This is a genomic window from Kineosporia corallincola, assembly GCF_018499875.1.
Classification (GTDB): Bacteria; Actinomycetota; Actinomycetes; order Actinomycetales; family Kineosporiaceae; genus Kineosporia; species Kineosporia corallincola.
In genome coordinates, this window is sequence record NZ_JAHBAY010000004.1 from 486,540 (window position 1) to 503,131 (window position 16,592).

The 16,592-nt window shown below is 72.6% G+C and carries 12 protein-coding genes; 9 read left to right on the plus strand and 3 right to left on the minus strand.

From position 1 onward, the window contains the following. Positions 1 to 74: 74 nt before the first annotated feature. Positions 75 to 803 (minus strand): DsbA family protein, encoded by a 729-nt coding sequence (locus KIH74_RS12420; RefSeq protein WP_214156025.1) that lies wholly within the window; start codon positions 801 to 803, stop codon positions 75 to 77. Positions 804 to 1,021: 218 nt separating this feature from the next. Here KIH74_RS12420 and gatC point away from each other — a divergent pair, with 218 nt between their 5' ends. The 5 genes from gatC (at position 1,022) to KIH74_RS12445 (ending at position 10,050) form a co-directional block, all read left to right on the plus strand. After that, the gene (gene gatC, locus KIH74_RS12425) at positions 1,022 to 1,318 is read left to right on the plus strand and encodes an Asp-tRNA(Asn)/Glu-tRNA(Gln) amidotransferase subunit GatC (RefSeq protein WP_214156026.1); all 297 of its coding nucleotides are present in this window, start codon (positions 1,022 to 1,024) and stop codon (positions 1,316 to 1,318) included. Beyond that, positions 1,318 to 2,847: an Asp-tRNA(Asn)/Glu-tRNA(Gln) amidotransferase subunit GatA gene (gene gatA / locus KIH74_RS12430; RefSeq protein WP_214156027.1), complete on the plus strand. Its 1,530-nt coding sequence runs from the start codon at positions 1,318 to 1,320 to the stop codon at positions 2,845 to 2,847. The genes gatC and gatA overlap by 1 nt, the downstream gene beginning before the upstream one ends. Then, the gene (gene gatB / locus KIH74_RS12435; protein WP_214156028.1) at positions 2,844 to 4,385 is read left to right on the plus strand and encodes an Asp-tRNA(Asn)/Glu-tRNA(Gln) amidotransferase subunit GatB; all 1,542 of its coding nucleotides are present in this window, start codon (positions 2,844 to 2,846) and stop codon (positions 4,383 to 4,385) included. Before gatA ends, gatB begins: the two co-directional genes overlap by 4 nt. A gap of 3 nt (positions 4,386 to 4,388) precedes the next feature. Then, positions 4,389 to 7,055: a putative bifunctional diguanylate cyclase/phosphodiesterase gene (locus tag KIH74_RS12440; protein WP_214156029.1), complete on the plus strand. Its 2,667-nt coding sequence runs from the start codon at positions 4,389 to 4,391 to the stop codon at positions 7,053 to 7,055. 148 nt (positions 7,056 to 7,203) lie between these two features. Beyond that, the gene (locus tag KIH74_RS12445; protein WP_214156030.1) at positions 7,204 to 10,050 is read left to right on the plus strand and encodes an acyltransferase family protein; all 2,847 of its coding nucleotides are present in this window, start codon (positions 7,204 to 7,206) and stop codon (positions 10,048 to 10,050) included. Positions 10,051 to 10,071: 21 nt separating this feature from the next. Here KIH74_RS12445 and KIH74_RS12450 read toward each other — a convergent pair whose 3' ends face one another. Next, a complete protein-coding gene (locus tag KIH74_RS12450) occupies positions 10,072 to 11,196 on the minus strand; it encodes a PQQ-dependent sugar dehydrogenase (protein WP_214156031.1) in 1,125 nt (374 codons plus the stop codon). A 70-nt stretch (positions 11,197 to 11,266) separates the two neighbouring features. Further along, on the minus strand, positions 11,267 to 11,965 hold the full coding sequence (locus KIH74_RS37650) for a sirohydrochlorin chelatase (RefSeq protein ID WP_214156032.1): 699 nt from the start codon (positions 11,963 to 11,965) through the stop codon (positions 11,267 to 11,269). A gap of 135 nt (positions 11,966 to 12,100) precedes the next feature. On the opposite strand from KIH74_RS37650, the gene KIH74_RS12460 reads away from it, so the two are divergent. The 4 genes from KIH74_RS12460 (at position 12,101) to KIH74_RS12475 (ending at position 16,588) form a co-directional block, all read left to right on the plus strand. Next, positions 12,101 to 12,721, plus strand: a complete 621-nt coding sequence (locus KIH74_RS12460; protein ID WP_214156033.1) for a SigE family RNA polymerase sigma factor — start codon at positions 12,101 to 12,103, stop codon at positions 12,719 to 12,721. After that, positions 12,718 to 14,280, plus strand: a complete 1,563-nt coding sequence (locus KIH74_RS12465; RefSeq protein ID WP_214156034.1) for a hypothetical protein — start codon at positions 12,718 to 12,720, stop codon at positions 14,278 to 14,280. Before KIH74_RS12460 ends, KIH74_RS12465 begins: the two co-directional genes overlap by 4 nt. 125 nt (positions 14,281 to 14,405) lie before the next feature. After that, on the plus strand, positions 14,406 to 15,044 hold the full coding sequence (locus KIH74_RS12470) for a SigE family RNA polymerase sigma factor (protein WP_214156035.1): 639 nt from the start codon (positions 14,406 to 14,408) through the stop codon (positions 15,042 to 15,044). After that, positions 15,041 to 16,588, plus strand: a complete 1,548-nt coding sequence (locus tag KIH74_RS12475; RefSeq protein WP_214156036.1) for a hypothetical protein — start codon at positions 15,041 to 15,043, stop codon at positions 16,586 to 16,588. Before KIH74_RS12470 ends, KIH74_RS12475 begins: the two co-directional genes overlap by 4 nt. The last annotated feature ends 4 nt before the right edge of the window (positions 16,589 to 16,592 follow it).

Consider the following 16,592-nt stretch of genomic DNA (forward strand, 5'->3'; position numbering starts at 1 on the left):
CCGCCTGGTGTGCCCGGCCCGACCGGTCACCCCCGCCTGGGTAACCGGCCCGGCAGCTCATTCCAGCGGAGGTTTCAGCCCCGCCCGAAGAAGCGCCGTAGCCCGCCCGCCGAGCCGCCGGTCGTGCCGGCCATCCCGGTCGCGCCGGCCGTGCCGTCGGAACGCCGGCCGCTGGTCGCCCGGCGCAGGGACGGCACGTCGACCACACCCTGGTAGGCGGCGCCGTCGATGAACAGGGTGGGGGTGCCGGACACCCCGCTGGCGACGCCCGCCGCGTAGTCGGCCTGCACCAGCGGCGCGAACTCCTGGGCCGCCTCGCCGGTGGCGCGCTCCGGGTCGGCGCCCACGTAGCCGGCGTACAGGCGCAGGTCGGCGTCGGTCAGCCGGCTCTGGTTCTTGAACAGCTTGTGGTGCATCTTCCAGAACACCTCGGGGCCGCCGGTGGCCTCGGCCGACTCCGCCGCCAGCGCCGCGGTCAGGGCGAAGGCGTGGGTCTCGAACAGCGGGAAGTTCTGGAACACCAGCCGTACCCGGCCGTCCGACGCCTCGACCACCTCGTGCAGTACCGGGGCGGCGCCGGCGCAGTACGGGCACTCGTAGTCGCCGAACTCGACGATGCAGACCTCCGCCTCCGGGTTGCCGAACACGTGGCGGGCGGTGGCGGAGTCGTTGTCGGGCAGGCCGATCCGCGAGGTGTCGGTGTCACGCACCGCGACGGCGTTGAACGGCGCCAGCGCGGGAGTGCCCTCGTCGGGCCCTGCCGGGTTCGTGGGGTCGACGTCTCGTGACACGTCCTGTGACACGGCTGCACCTCCTGATGCGCGGCGGGTGGGCCCGGGCTCTTCGCCGTCCCCTGTTGTCCGGAAGTATCGGGGCCACCAGGTTACGGACATGAAACGGCTGGACCGCCCGGACCCCGGGACGGGAGTCGCGGGCCCGGCACGGGTGATCGTGACCGTAGACTGCCTCGTCGAACCGCCTGAACAATCCAAGATCATCGAACGCAAGGGAGATGCCCCTCATGCCCGCCATCTCGCGCGATGAGGTGGCCCACCTCGCCGGACTGGCCCGGATCGAGATGAGTCCCGACGAGCTGGACCGGATGGCCGGTCAGCTCGACGTCATCCTCGGAGCCGTCGCCCAGGTCCGTGAGGTGGCCGGGGACGACGTGCCCGCCACGTCGCACCCGATGCCACTCGTCAACGTGACCCGCCCGGACGAGCCGCGCCCCGGCCTGTCCGCGGAGCAGGCACTCGCGGGAGCCCCGGCCCAGCAGGAGCAGCGTTTCCGCGTGCCCCGAATTCTCGAGGAGGACTGATGAGCGACCTGACCCGCCGCACCGCGGCTGAACTCTCCGGCCTGCTCGCCTCCGGCGAGGTCTCCGCCGTCGAGGTCGCCCGGGCCCACCTGGACCGGATCGCCGCCGTCGACGGCGACGTGCACGCATTCCTGCACACCGCCACCGAGAGCGCCCTCGCCGACGCCGCCGCGGTGGACGCCGCGCGGGCCGCCGGCGAGCAGCTGCCCACCCTGGCCGGCGTGCCGATCGCGGTGAAAGACGTGATGACCACGCAGGGCCAGCCCACCACGGCCGGCTCGAAGATGCTCGAGGGCTGGGTGCCGCCCTACGACGCGACCGTCGTGAAGAACCTGCGCCAGGCCCGGTTGGTCCTGCTCGGCAAGACCAACATGGACGAGTTCGCGATGGGCTCCTCCACCGAGCACTCGGCCTACGGCCCCACCCGTAACCCGTGGGACCTGAACCGGATCCCGGGCGGTTCCGGCGGTGGCTCGGCCGCCGCGCTGGCCGCCTTCGAGGCGCCGCTGGCCACCGGCACCGACACCGGCGGCTCGATCCGCCAGCCGGCGTCCGTCACCGGCACGGTCGGCGTGAAGCCCACCTACGGCGCGGTGTCCCGCTACGGCCTGATCGCCATGGCCTCCAGCCTCGACCAGGCCGGCCCGTGCGCCCGCACCGTGCTCGACGCGGCCCTGCTGCACGAGGTGATGGCCGGGCACGACCCGCTCGACTCGACCAGCCTGAAAGACGGCTACCCCGACGTGGTCGCGGCCGCCCGGGAAGGCGCCAGGAACGGCATCGCGGGCCTGAAGATCGGCGTCATCCGCGAACTGCACGGTGGCGACGGCGGTTACCAGGCCGGTGTGCTGGCCCGCTTCGACGAGTCGCTGGAACTGCTCACCAAGGCCGGTGCGGAGATCGTCGAGGTCTCCTGCCCCAGCTTCACCTCGGCGCTGGCCGCCTACTACCTGATCATGCCGAGCGAGGCCAGCAGCAACCTGGCCAAGTTCGATGCCATGCGGTACGGCCTGCGGGTCGGCCCGCAGGGCGTGGAGGCGCCGAGCGCCGAGCAGGTCATGGCCGCCACCCGCGCCGCCGGTTTCGGCGACGAGGTGAAGCGCCGCATCATCCTGGGCACCTACGCCCTCTCGTCCGGCTACTACGACGCCTACTACGGCTCGGCGCAGAAGGTGCGCACGCTGATCCAGCGTGACTTCGCCGCCGCGTTCGCGCAGGCCGACGTGCTGGTCAGCCCGACCAGCCCGACCACGGCGTTCCAGCTCGGAGCCAAGCTCGACGACCCGCTGTCGATGTACCTGCAAGACGTCGCGACCATCCCGGCCAACCTGGCCGGTGTGCCCGGCATGTCGCTGCCCTCCGGCCTGGCCGACGAGGACGGGCTGCCCGCCGGCATCCAGCTGCTGGCCCCGGCACAGGCCGACGACCGGCTCTACCGGGTCGGTGCCGCTCTGGAGTCGTTGCTGAACGACGGCTGGGGCGGGAGCATCCTCGACAAGGCTCCGAAAACTCTGGAGGCGACCAAGTGACCACCTCGCTCAGCCAGTTCGCCGAGGTGCTCGACTACGACGAGGCCCTGGCGAAGTTCGACCCGGTGCTCGGGCTCGAGGTGCACGTCGAGCTGAACACCAACACCAAGATGTTCTGCGGCTGCTCCACGGTTTTCGGCGCCGAGCCGAACACCCAGGTGTGCCCGGTCTGCCTGGGCCTGCCCGGCGCGCTGCCGGTGCTGAACGCCACCGGCCTGGAGTCGGCCATCCGGATCGGCCTGGCGCTGAACTGCTCGATCGCGCAGTGGTGCCGGTTCGCCCGGAAGAACTACTTCTACCCGGACATGCCGAAGAACTTCCAGACCTCGCAGTACGACGAGCCGATCGCCTTCGACGGCTACCTCGACGTGGAGCTGGAGGACGGTGAGACCTTCCGGGTGCAGATCGAGCGCGCCCACATGGAGGAGGACACCGGCAAGTCGCTGCACATCGGTGGCTCCACCGGCCGTATCCAGGGCGCGGAGTACTCGCTGGTCGACTACAACCGGGCCGGCATCCCGCTGATCGAGATCGTCACCAAGCCGATCACCGGCGCCGGCGAGCGCGCTCCCGAGGTGGCCAGGGCCTACGTGGCCGCGCTGCGGGAGCTGCTCAAGGCGCTGAAGGTCAGCGACGTGAAGATGGAGCAGGGCTCGATGCGCTGCGACGTCAACGCCTCCCTGCGGATCCGGGCGCAGGACCAGGACGCGGTCAAGCTGGGCACCCGCACCGAGACCAAGAACGTCAACTCGCTGCGCAGCGTCGAGCGGGCCGTGAAGTACGAGATCTCCCGCCAGGCGGCGGTTCTCGTCGACGGCGGCACGATCACCCAGGAGACCCGGCACTGGCACGAAGACACCGGGATCACCACCTCCGGCCGGCCGAAGTCCGACGCCGACGACTACCGCTACTTCCCCGAGCCCGACCTGGTGCCGATCGCACCGGACACGGCCTGGGTGGAGGAGCTGCGCGGAACGCTGCCCGAGCCCCCGGCCCTGCGCCGTCGCCGGCTCCAGGGTGAGTGGGGCTTCTCCGACAAGGAGATGCGCGACCTCTACAACGCCGGTGCGGTGGAGCTGGTCGAGTCCACGGTCGCGGCCGGCGCCTCGCCGGCGGCGGCCCGCAAGTGGTGGACCGGTGAGCTGGCCCGCCTGGCCAACCTGGCGGAGAAGCCGCTCGCCGAGATGCCGGTCACCCCGGCGCAGATCGCGCAGCTCCAGGCCCTGGTCGACGGCGGCAAGCTGACCGACACCCTGGCCCGCCAGGCCCTGGAGGGCGTGCTGGCCGGCGAGGGTGACCCGGAGCAGGTGGTCGAGAAGCGCGGCCTGGTCGTGGTTTCCGACGACGGCGCGCTGGGCGAGGCCGTCGACCGCGCGATCGAGGCCAACCCGGGCATCGCCGACAAGATCCGGGCCGGCAAGGTGCAGGCCGCGGGGGCCCTGATCGGCGCCGTGATGAAGGAGATGCGCGGAAAGGCCGACGCGGCCCGGGTGCGCGAGCTCGTGATCGAGCGGCTCGCCCCGGACACGGATGCCTGAGCCATGGGACGCGACGCGGTGACCGCCGCGTCGCGTCCGCACCGGGACGTCGCGCTCTGGGCGGTGGCAGCACTCGCCGTCGCCTGCGCGGCGACCCTGTGCGTGGCCGGGGTCACCCAGGGGGTGGGAGCCCGACCGCTCGACAGCGGCCTCACCGGAACGGTGGCGCTGGCCGCCGGTGCGCTGCTGGCCTGGCGGGGCAGCCGTCCAGCGCGGTCCGCCAGGACCGCTACTTCCGCCAGGACCGCGCGGTTCGCCAAGCCTGCGCGGTTCGGTGAGCCTGCGCCGTCTGCCGGGCCTGCGCCGTCTGCCGAGCCCAGGCAGTCCGTCGCACCTGCGCTGCCCGTCGAGCCGGTGCGTTACCGGCAGATCCTCGGTGCCGCGCTGGTGCTCTGGGGCATCGGGCAGATCGTGAACTCGCTGACCAACAGCGGGTTCCCGGCCGGCGGCGACGCGGTGGCGTTCCTCGCGGCGCCGCTCGGGGTGTGGGGTCTGCTCAAGGTGCCGCGGGCCCTGCCCGGCCGGCACCCGGGCTGGCGCCTGGGCCTGGACTCGGTGCTGCTGGGTGTCACGGTCGCGCTGCCCGCCTGGCACTTCGCCTTCGCCACGGTGCTCACCCGGCAGGACCTCGACGCCGGTGTGGTGATGGCCGTCATGGTCCTGATCGCCGACCTCACGGTGATCTGCTTCGCCACCCTCGCCTACGTGCGAGACCTCGACCGCCATCTGCTCATCGCCTCGATCGGCGCCGGTCTGTACACGATCGGCGACCTGGTCACGATGCGCGCCGGGCTGCTGGCCTCCGACCCCTGGCCCTGGTGGGCGGCGCTGCTGTGGTGCCTGGCCTGGCCGGTCATCGCCTACGGCCTGCTGGCCTACGAGCCCGGCGGCCAGACCGCCGCCGACGAACTGCGGGCGCCGGCCGACCCGGACGCCCGCGGCGTCATCATCACCACCACGGCCAGCCTGGTGCTGCTGCTGTTCTCGCTGGCGGCGCTGTTGATCGACGACGACCTGGACCGGGTCGCGCTGGTGCTGGTGATGATCGCCGTGGTCGTGTTCGGCGGCCGTGAACTGCTGAACACCCGCATCCGCTCGGCCCTTCTGCGCCGGCTGAACGAGGAGGCCACCGCCGACCCGCTGACCGGGCTGGCCAACCGGCGGGTGCTCCAGGCCCGCATGGCCCGGCTCCAGCAGGGTGAACCGTGGTGCCTGCTCACCGTCGACCTGGACGGCTTCAAAGACGTCAACGACCTGCTCGGCCACGCCACCGGCGACAAGCTGCTGGCCGCCGTCGCGCACCGGCTGTCCGCGGCCGTGCCGTCGAACGCGCTGGTCAGCCGGATCGGTGGCGACGAGTTCGCGGTGCTCCTGCCCGGCAGCATCGAGATCGGCACCCGGGTGGGCCAGAAGGTGGTCACCGCCGTCCGGCAGTCCGCCGCCGACGTCGAGGGGGTGACCCGGGTCGAGGTCTCCGCCAGCATCGGGGTCGCCGCGGTCGATGCCCGGGCCACCCTTGATGTCCCTCAGCACCCGGCGGGCCAGGAGGTGCCGCACGGAGCCGAGCCCGCGATGCCCCTCGCCGTCCCCGCACCGGACACCGGCACCGAGACCACCGAGACGACCGAGACCCACGGGACCCACGGGACCCACGGGACCCACGGGACCGACGAAACCACCGACGTCCCCGAAACCACTGACCCCGCGACCACCGCGACCACCGCGACCACCGCAACCACCGCGACCGACGGTGCCACCGACGTCCCCGGGGTGCAGACCGTGGTGGACCCGCTCGGCGCGCTCTCCGCCTCCGGCGCGGCACTGCGCGTGGCCAAGGCCACCGGCCGTAACCGCGTGGAGGTGTATGACGCCACCGTGGCCCGCATCCGCCAGCGCCGTCTGCGGGTGGAGGAAAGGCTGCGCACCGCCGTCGAAGACGGCTCGATCAGCGTGCAGTTCCAGCCCATCGTCGACCTCCGCCGCGGCGTGGTGACCAGTGCCGAGGCGCTGGCCCGCTGGACCGACCCGCAGCTCGGCCGGGTCGGGCCGGACGAGTTCATCACCGTGGCCGAGCAGACCGGGCTGGTCGTCGACATCGGCGAGCAGATCCTCGAGGCCACGCTCGCGGGGGCGATGAAAGAAGGCTTGTTCGACCGGGGCCTGCGGATCAACTGCAACGTGTCGCCGGTGCAGCTGCGGGTGCCCGGGTTCCACCAGGTGGTGCAGGAGGCGCTGACCGCCCACGGGGTGCCGCGCGAGCAACTGGTCATCGAGGTGACCGAGCAGGTGCTCGTCGAGGAGGGCCAGGCCGCCCAGACACTGCACCGGCTGGCCGCACTCGGCCTGACCATCGCCATCGACGACTTCGGCACCGGCTACTCCGCGCTCGGCTACCTGCAACGCCTGCCCGCCGACATCCTGAAGATCGACCGGGCACTGACCAGCAGCCTGATCGCCGAGCCCCGCTCGCGCGCGATCACCCGGGCGGTGCTCGACCTGAGCCGTACCGTCGGCGTCAGCGTGGTGGTCGAGGGAGTGGAGACCAGCCAGGTGGACGACCTGGTGCGGCGGATGGGCGTCGGGTTCGGCCAGGGGCTGCACTACGGCCACGCGATGAGTGCCGGTGACCTGGCCGCGATGACCGACCGGCTGGCCGACGGAAATCCCTGATGCGGGTGAAAACGCTAAATATTCGGTAAAGCTCGTCACATACCGGCCCAGAAAGTTGCTAGCCCACACCTTCTCACCGATAACGTCGGTGCGCCTCGCCACGATGGCTGGGGACTGACGCGCTCGACGGAAGGCGAGGAGCCATCGGATGGCGGACCTTGACGAGCCCGGTCCTGCCCTCGGAGGCCGGCGGGCGGCCCGCCGCGCATCCGCCGGCGCCGGTTCCGGGGTGCCCGATTCAATGGTGGACGCCGAGCCGCTCCCGCAATACCGCGACGCCGTCGCGGATCCCGGCCGCCCTCCGCTCCCGGCGATCACCGCGCCCACCGGTATGCCGGTGCTCGACGTCCTTCGTCACCGCGCCCCGAACACCCGGCTGCCCGAGTTCAGCCGCACCCCGCCGGCCGCGCCGGTCTCGCCGACCTCGTTGTCGGCGGATGCCGTTCCGCAGCAGTATCTTTCCCGGGCCGACCGGCGCCGGGCCGAGGCCCTGGCGGCGGGCGGAGTCACGGCCGGTGGGTCCGATTCGGGGGCGGCCCGGGCTGCCGGCGAGGTCGAGGTCGGCAGGACCGAGCATGCTGCGGCGGGAGATGCCGTGGACCGGGCCGACGGCTCGCCCGCCCGCGTAGTGCAGGCGATGGCTCTGCCGGAACCGTTGGCGGTGGTCACGGCCGCGCGGCCCGGGACTTCCCGGCCTGCGGTGCGGGTGTCGAACCCCTTGCCGGCGTACGCGGATCCGCACTCCGGAGCGGATCCCGGGGCCGGGGCGGACACTGGCGCCGAACCGCCGAACCGTCACGAGACTCACGCGGGAACGCCGCACCCGGACAACGCCGAACCCGCTGCGCAGTCCGCCGTCCCGGGGGAGGAGCTCGCGCGATCGTCCTCACCGGAGGAGGGCTCCGGCACCCGTCCCCGGCGAGGACGACGTGCGGCGGCGGGCGCCCCGGACTCCGGAACCCCCGCCATCGGCCATCCCGACCCCACGGCACCGGCACCCGTCGGGACGGACCCCCGGCCCGGATCGTCTGCGCTGTCCGAAGCGGCCGCGCGGTCCGGGGAGCATCCTGTGCCGGGGGCGGATTCTTCCGGGTCGGTCTCTCGCAGCACGTATCCCGCGCCCCTGTCGAGGCGGGCCCGCCGCGCCCAGGAACAGGCCGCGCGGATGCGGTCGGTGGCCACACCCACCGAGCTGCCCCAGCCCGAGGACGGATCGGAGGAACTGTCCGGCAACCTGAGGGACGACCCGGCGACCGACGAGGCGTCGTACGGACCGGTGACCGACGAATTCCCCTACGACCCGCTGGACGACGACCCGCTGGACGACGACCCGCTGTATGACCAGCCGTCGTACGACGACCCGCCGTACGACCGGCCCGCCGGGGCAACGTCGCCCGAACCTCACACCGGGGACGAACCGGCTTCCGGGGCAACGGGATCGGCCCGTCCGGAGACATCGGCGGGGTACGACGAGCCGTTGTCCGGGGCGCTGCCGAACCCCCAGGCGTTCTGGGTGCGCGACGATCCGCCCCGGCCGCAGCGGCAGCAACCCGCCGCCGCGCGGGTGAGTCCCGAGACGGACGGGCTCTGGCTGAAGAACCTCTCCCGCCCGGCCACGCCCGAATCCCTGTTCCAGCCGGGGCAGTACCGGCGTGGTCCGCAGCCGGGGTACGCCGATCCGCGCCAGGCTCTCGGCCACCTCGACGACGACGTCGATGATCCGGAACGCCCGTGGCCCAGCCTGCACCGCGAACCGGCCGACGGACGCCCGTCCCTCACCGGGCACCCGTCTCCCGCCGGACGTCCCGCCCCGCACCGAGACCAGACCCGAGACCCGGTCGGACACCCCGCAAGCCGTCCCGGCGGACGTCCCGACACCGACCCCCGCCTGGGCTGGATCGACACGGCACGGGGCCTGGCGATCGTGCTGGTCGTGTTCATCCACGCCTCGGAGTGGGTGCAGGAGACGACCGTCAGCGTCCCGCTCTGGGACCAGGTCAACGCTGTTCTCGGCAGCCTGCGGATGCCGGTGTTCTTCCTCTGCGCGGGCATTCTCGCCACCCGGTGGCTGTACGCGTCGTGGTCCGACCTGCTGGCCAGGAAGGTGCTCCTGCTCGGCTGGGTGTACCTGCTGTGGCAGGTGATCAGCAGCTTCGAGGCGATCGTGGCGTCCCGGATCACCGGCGAGGAACTGGCCCCGGTGCGCATGCTGGTATCGCTGGCGGCCACCCCGGCCCAGCCCCGGTTCGAGCTCTGGTTCGTCTGGGCCCTGGCCGTGTTCTTCGTGGTGGCCCGGTTCTGCTCCCGGTTCTCGCTGGCGCCCCAGCTGGGGGTGAGCGCGCTGCTCGCCGCGCTCACGCTCTCCAGCCTGGTGCCCGAGATCAACCCGGGCTGGAACGGCGTGCTGAAGTACTACCTGTTCTTCCTGGTCGGCTGCTACTACGGCCCGCTGTTCAAGGCCCTGGCCGCGCGGATGACCCGGTCGGTGGGCCTGGCCCTGATCGCCGGCTGGCTGCTGGTCGCCGTCGTGGCCCAGGTCAGCGGTGCGGCGGGCTGGCCGGTCGTGGGGCTGGCGGTGCAGATCCTCGGGCTGGTCGCGGGTCTCGGCCTGGCGCTGCTGCTCCAGGACGTGAAGTTGTTGTCCCACCTGGGTTCCAACACCATGCCGATCTACCTGGCCCACACCCCGCTGCTGGTGCTGATGGCCGTGGTGCTGCACCCGATCGCGGATTCCGGTGCGGTGCAGGGCATCAAGTGGCTGCTGCCGGCCCTGCTCACCGCCCCCGCGATCTGGCTCGCCCTGCTGCTGCACGACACGCTGATGAAGACCCCGGCCCGGGTGCTCTACGAGCCGCCGGAGCAGACCTCCGACCTGATCTGGAACCTGGTGGCCGACCGGCGCAGCGGCCTGTACAGCGAGCGGCTCGACCCGGCCTTCGTGCCCGGCCTGCACCAGCGCCCGCTCGACCGGCAGCTGGAGCGGCTGCTCCGGTAGGCCGGATCCGCACGGCGAGGCTCAGCCCAGGTCGAGCCGGAGCACCCGGTCGTCCCTGGCCGACGGTGTGCCCCGGCCGTCGGTGTTCGACGTCGTCACCCACAGATGATCGCCGTCGGGCGTGGCCGCCACGTTGCGGATCCGGCCGAAGCGGTCGCGGAACAGGCTTTTCGCCGTCCCCACGCTCTTGCCCCGCAACGGGACCGCCCACAGCCGCTCGCCCCGCAGCGCACCCAGATAGGCCACGTCGCCCGCGATCGCCAGACCGCTGGGGGACGCGTTCCCGGTGTGCCACTGGATCTTCGGCGACACGTAGCCGGCGCGCTTCTCCTTGCCCTCGACCACCGGCCAGCCGTAGTTGCGACCGGGCAGGACGCGGTTGAGCTCGTCCCAGGTGTCCTGCCCGAACTCACTGGCCCACGGGCGTCCCCTGGAGTCGAACGCGATGCCCTGGACGTTGCGGTGCCCCAGCGAGTACACCGGTGAGCCGGCGAACGGATTGTCCGCCGGGACCGAGCCGTCCGGGTTGATGCGCAGGATCTTCCCGCCCAGGCTGGTGCGGTCCTGGGCGTGCGAGGGCACGGCGCCGTCACCGGTGCCGATCCACAGTTTGCCGTCCGGCCCGAAGGTGATCTCGCCACCATTGTGGTTGCCGGCCGAGGGAATTCCGGTCAGCACCGCCTTCGCCTTGGTCAGCGAGGTGCCGTCGTAGCGCGTCCGGACCACCCGGTTGTCGCCCTTGGTGCTGGTCAGATAGGCGTAGAGGACGACGGGGTGCGCCTTCGTGGGCCTGGCGCCGGGCTTGAGAGCCAGCCCCAGCAGCCCGCCCTCGCCGTTCGCGTCCACCCCGGACAGGGTGCCCACGGTCGTCGTCCTGCCCTTGCCGGTGACCCGCACGATCGTGCCCGGCCGCTGCGACACCAGCGCCGACCCGTCCGCCAGAAAGGTGACGCCCCACGGCACGTCGAGCCCGGTCGCCAGCGTCTTGCCCAGCGTGGCCCTCGGAACCGCGACCGCCATGGACGACGTGGGCCCGGCCTCCCGCACCCCCGCTCCGTTGCCGTCACCCCCGGTCGTCGCGCCGGCCCCGGCGGCCAGGGTGGTGACGAGCAGGGCCCCGGCAGTGATCGCGCGTGAGAACTTCACCCGCCCGATCCTGCCCGCCCCCGCCCACCGGCGCAGCCGGTCGGGCTCCGGACGGCCTAACGGCGCGGTGCTATCCCGCGAGCGCCTCGTCGAACCGGCGCAGGGCCAGCTCGACCAGGGCCGGGTGCGGGGCCAGCGGGGCGGCCACCCGGTCGGCCCCGGACTGGTCCAGCTTGCTCACGAAATGGCCCGGGGCGAGCAGGTATCCGGCGATCGACACGGACACGCCGGGACGGCCCGCGCGCAGGGCGGCGACCGCGTCGGCCACGGACGGGACGCCGGAGGCGGCGTAGGCGGGCACCACCACGGCACTGTCCCGGGCGGCGGACAGGGCCTGGGCCACGTGGCCGACGGCGACGGCGGCGGCCGGGTCGCTCGATCCGGCGGCGGCCAGCACGATCGCGTCGCCGTCCTGGGCGCCGGCCTCGGTCAGCCGGTCGTTCAGCACCCGCACCAGCAGCGGGTCGGGGCCGAGCGGCCCGGCCGCCCGGGCCAGGCCGGGCGCGGAGGCGACGGCCCGGCCGATGTCGGTCTTCACGTGGAAACCGGTGGAGAGCAGGAGCGGCACCACGACCATCGGCACACCCTCGTCACGCAGCCGCCCGACCACGTCACCGACATCCGGTTCCTGCACGTCCACATGGGCGGCCTCGACGCGGAGCCCGGGCCGGGCACGCTCCAGGTCGCCACGGAACCGCTCGATCACCTCCTGCCCGGCTCTCGACCGGGTGCCGTGCGAGCAGGCGATGAGAACGGGTGTCGCGGACATGAGGCGGGAGTCTGGCACGGCCCGGAGAAAAGTGTGACAACAGAGGAAACCTCCGGGGCGGCGGAGGCGTCCTGGAAGGCGTCCCACGTTCATCAGTCTTTCTGGGGGGTCAATGTGATGGCCTTGATATCGGCAGTGCGCTCCTGGCGCCTGCTGTCCGAGCCGGCGCCGCCGGCCGGACGCTATGACGTCGTGACCGAGTCCGGCGCGCGGTCCCGCGCGCTGGACGACGAGGCCACCGACGTCGCCTTCCGCCGTTTCGTCGCGGCCCGCTGGGGGGCCCTGCACCGGTACGCGGTGATCCTCACCGGTGATCACCAGCTCGCCGAGGACGTGGTGCAGGCCGCGCTGGAGAAGTGCTGGCGGCGGTGGGACCGGATTCTCAACGACTCGCCGGAGAGCTACGTGCGCGCCGCCGTGGCCAACACCGCCGCGTCGCGCCGCCGCCGTCGCACGGTGCCGGAGATCTCGCTGGACAGCCTGCTGGTGGCGCCCGCCGCACCGGGCGACCACGCCGAGACGCACGCCCTGCGGTCCGGGCTGTGGGCCGCGCTGTACGACCTGCCGCCCCGGCAGCGCACCGTGGTGGTGCTGCGGCTGTGGGAGGACCGCTCGGTGGAGGAGACCGCGCAGGTGCTCGGCATCTCCACCGGCGCGGTGAAGTCGCAGCTGTCCAAGGCCCTCGGGCACTTACGGAAACACCCGCAGGTCAACGACATCCTGGATTCCAGCGGATGGGAGGAGGGCTCCCGATGAGCACCCGACACGACCGGATGGTCACCGAACTGCGCGCCACGCTCGACGACGTCGACCGGGCCCTGACCGAACGCCCCGCCCCCACCCCGCCGTGGGAGCAGATCCAGCACTTCGTGAAGACCTCCCGGGCCCGGCGCCGGCGCCGGATCGCCGCGGTGATCGGGGCGGTCGCGATGGCCGTGGTCGCGGTGGTCGCCGTGCAGAACCTGTTCTCCCCGTGGCAGGACGAGGGCCAGAACCAGCCGGTGCCGGCCACCCCGCCGTCGTTCGAGAAGTGGGACCACCCGCGGGGTTCCCTGGCGGACGACGAGAAGTGGCTCGGCGAGCTGCGTTCCTACACCGCCGACCACGTGCGCGACGACGACGGCGACCAGATCCCCGACCAGGTCGACGAGCCGGCCACAGACATCCGGGTGCTCTACGCCTCGGACGTCGGCGACTTCCGGATCGCCGTGGTGATGGGCGACTGGCCCACGCTGGACGGCCAGAACCTGTCCGAGCTGTTCGGCCCGCGCGGTTCGGCCGTGCAGGACCTGACCCAGGGCCGGGTGGGCGTGGCCTCGCAGATGGCGGTGGGCGGCGACACCTTCTGGAACGAGTTCGACGAGACCACCGCGATGCGCGGCTCCGACCCGGACGTGGACAGCGGCCGGCGTCCCTCGGCCTATCTGCTGTCCGGCGAGGCCCGGGAGGCGGTGCTCCAGCAGCCGCCGACGATCGGCGCCGACGGCACGGTCACCCAGAACCCCCGCCGGCTGAAGTACACGGACGGCGTGGCCGAGGTGACCGTGGACGAGCCCGGGCACTTCGCTGTGGTGCTGCCCGGTCTGGAGGACCGGGGGCAGGACAGCTACAAGGACTTCGTGCCGCGCGAGTCGAAGGAACAGGTGCGGGCGGGCGCGGTCGGCGGAAACCCGCTGCGGGGTGGCGAGGTGCTGTCGGACGACGAGCTGAACTTCATGGCCGAGGCGAGCTGGCTGGCCGCCCGGCAGACGCTGTCCACGGGAAACTGGCAGCTGCTGGCCTCGGAGGCGGGCAGCACCGACGACGGCCGGTCCGTGGTGGGCCGGCTGACCCTGCCCTCCGGCGCCCGGGTGCTGGCCGCCGGGCACCTGTTCACCGTGACCGGGTTCGACCAGGACGACTCCAGCATGACCGCGGCCCTGCTCGACACCGCCGTCCTGCTGCCTCAGGGATCGGACGACGACCTGTCCGTCGCCTGGCGCACGGAGGCCGACGACACCACGTCGACGAAGCCACGCACCGCGGCCATGGGCCCCGCGGGAACCACGTCGGTGCAATGGACGACGAACAGCGGCCAGTCGCTGACCTCGGCCGCTGTCGACACCCTGGCCGTGGTCGAGCGCACCGACGTCACCCGGGCCCGGTTCCTCGACGCGAGTGGCGCCGAGCTGGGCACCGCGACGGTACGGGAGCCGGAGGCGGCCCGCTACTGGCTGGCGTCCGACAGCGAGGAGGGCAACGACTCCCGCGACACCAACACCACGTACTCGGCCTGGATGCTGCCGGAGGTGAGGAAGGGACTGGCCGGCTACTGAACAGGGCCGGAGCCGGGGGCGGGTGAAAAAGGCACGAACCGGTGGAAACCTGTGAGGCCGCTGTCGGCGTCTTCAGAAGTGTTCTGTCCACGTCCTGACCACACCTGCCCCCGGAGACCCCCGTGATGGCACTGCTCCCGGCGGTGCGCGCCATGCGCCTGCTGATCGAACCCGTACCGCCCGGACATCACGACCTGATCGTCGAGAGTGGGGTGCGTTCACGGGAACTCGACGACGACTCGGCGGAGGTCAGCTTCCGCCGGTTCGTCGCCGCCCGCTGGAACGCGTTGCAGCGGTATGCGTTCGTGCTCACCGGTGACCACCAGTTCGCCGAGGACGTGGTGCAGGTGGCGCTGGAGAAGTGCTGGCGGCGGTGGGACCGGATCCGCGCCGACTCGCCGGAGGCGTACGTGCGCGCGGCCGTGGCCAACACGGCCGCCTCCCGGCGCCGCCGCACCCTGACCGAGACCTCGCTCGACGACATCCTGGTGCAGCCGGTTGCCCAGCACGACCACGCCGAGGCACACGCCCTGCGCTCGGGACTGTGGTCGGCGCTCTTCGACCTGCCGCCCCGGCAGCGCACGATCATCGCCCTGCGGCTGTGGGAGGACCGGTCGGTGGAGGAGACCGCCCGCGTGCTCGGCATCACCCAGGGCGCGGTGAAGTCCCAGCTCTCCAAGGGCCTGGCCCAGTTACGCAGGCATCCGCAGGTGCGGGACGTGCTGGCGGGTACCGGCATCGGCCGGACGGAGGCGGCCCGATGAGCCCCCGGCACGACCGCGGACCCGAGAGCGATCTGTCCGGCCCGCTGGGCATGCTGCTCGCGGACGTCGACCGGGCGGTCGCGCAGAACCAGGCGACGTCGCCGCCCTGGGAGCAGTTGCAGGCCTTCATCAAGACCTCCCGGGCCCGCCGCAGGCGGCGTCTGGTGCTGGTGCTGGCCTCGGTGGTGCTGCTGGTGGCGGGGCTGGTCACGGTGCAGGAACGGGTGTTCGGGCCGGGCCGGGCCGAACCCACGCCGTCCACCGACCGCCCGGTCGGGATGGACGGCGTGCGAGGCAACCTGGCGGACGACGAGGCGTGGGTCACGGGGCTCCGGCAGTACGTCACGGGCCACGACGTGCTCGCCGCCGCGCTGGAGGGTTCCACCTACGAGCCGGGGGCGCCGGCCGCCGACCCGGCCACGGACGTGAAGGTGGAGTACACCTCGCGGCTCGGCGGCTGGCTGGTCGCCGAGGTGAGCGGGGTGTGGCCGGCGAAGCCCGGAACGCCCTACCGGGTGGCACTTTACGGACCGGCCGGGTCGTCGCCGCAGGAGCTGGCGACGGGTGCGTTCAGCCCCCGGGAGAAGAAGCGGTCGGTGCGGCCGACCAGGTACACCCAGGACAACGTGCTGCCGGGGCTGCGCAACGACGCGTGGATCGGGCTGGACGCGGCGATCTACCTGATCAGTGACGACCCGGTGGACATGGTGCTCCAGGAACCCCCGACGATCGCCGCGGACGGCACGGTGACCCAGCACTCCCGCCGGGTCGAGGGCCGCGACGGCGTGTACGAGGTGGGCATCGACCAGCCCGGGACCTACGCGCTGGTGAGCGGGAAGAGCCAGGGCGGTTACCAGGACTTCGTCTCCGAGGTGGCGCAGGTGGTGCCGGACCAGGTGGCCCCGGCCCCGGCCCGCGGTGGCGACGCGCTGCCGTACAGCCGGCTGGAAGACATCGCCGCGAGCACCTGGAAGGCGGCGCGACAGCCGTACTCCAGCGGCACCTGGCAGTTGCTGGCAGCCGAGCCGGGCACGGCGACCAAGACCCAGGACCGGGCCCTGGCAGGGGTTCTCACGTTGCCCGGCGGTGCCCGGGTGCTGGCCGCGGGGCATGTCTCGGCGCCCTACGGGAGCAGCGAGGGCGGCCCGCACGCGAAACTCGACACCGCGCGGATTCTTCCTTCGGGTGGGGACGACGAACTGTCCGTGGCCTGGCGCTATCACCGGGACCCGGCCGGTGGCGGCGTCAGCGACGAGCTGAGTGGCACGGCGGCGCTGGGCCCGGCGGGCACGGTGACGGTGGAGTGGGACGGCGACGGCGGGACGTCGACGTCGGCGGCCGCGAACACGCTGGCCCGGACCGACCGGACCGACGTCTCGCGGGTGCGCTTCCTCGACACCTCCGGTGTGGAGCTGGGTAGCGCGACGGTGCTGGAGCCGGACGCGTCGCGGTGGTCCATCGACGACGAGGAGGCAGGCGGCCGGTTCGCCAGTTCCCCGGGATGGCTGCTGCCGGAGGTGCGGGAAGGGCTGGCCGGGTACTGATTCT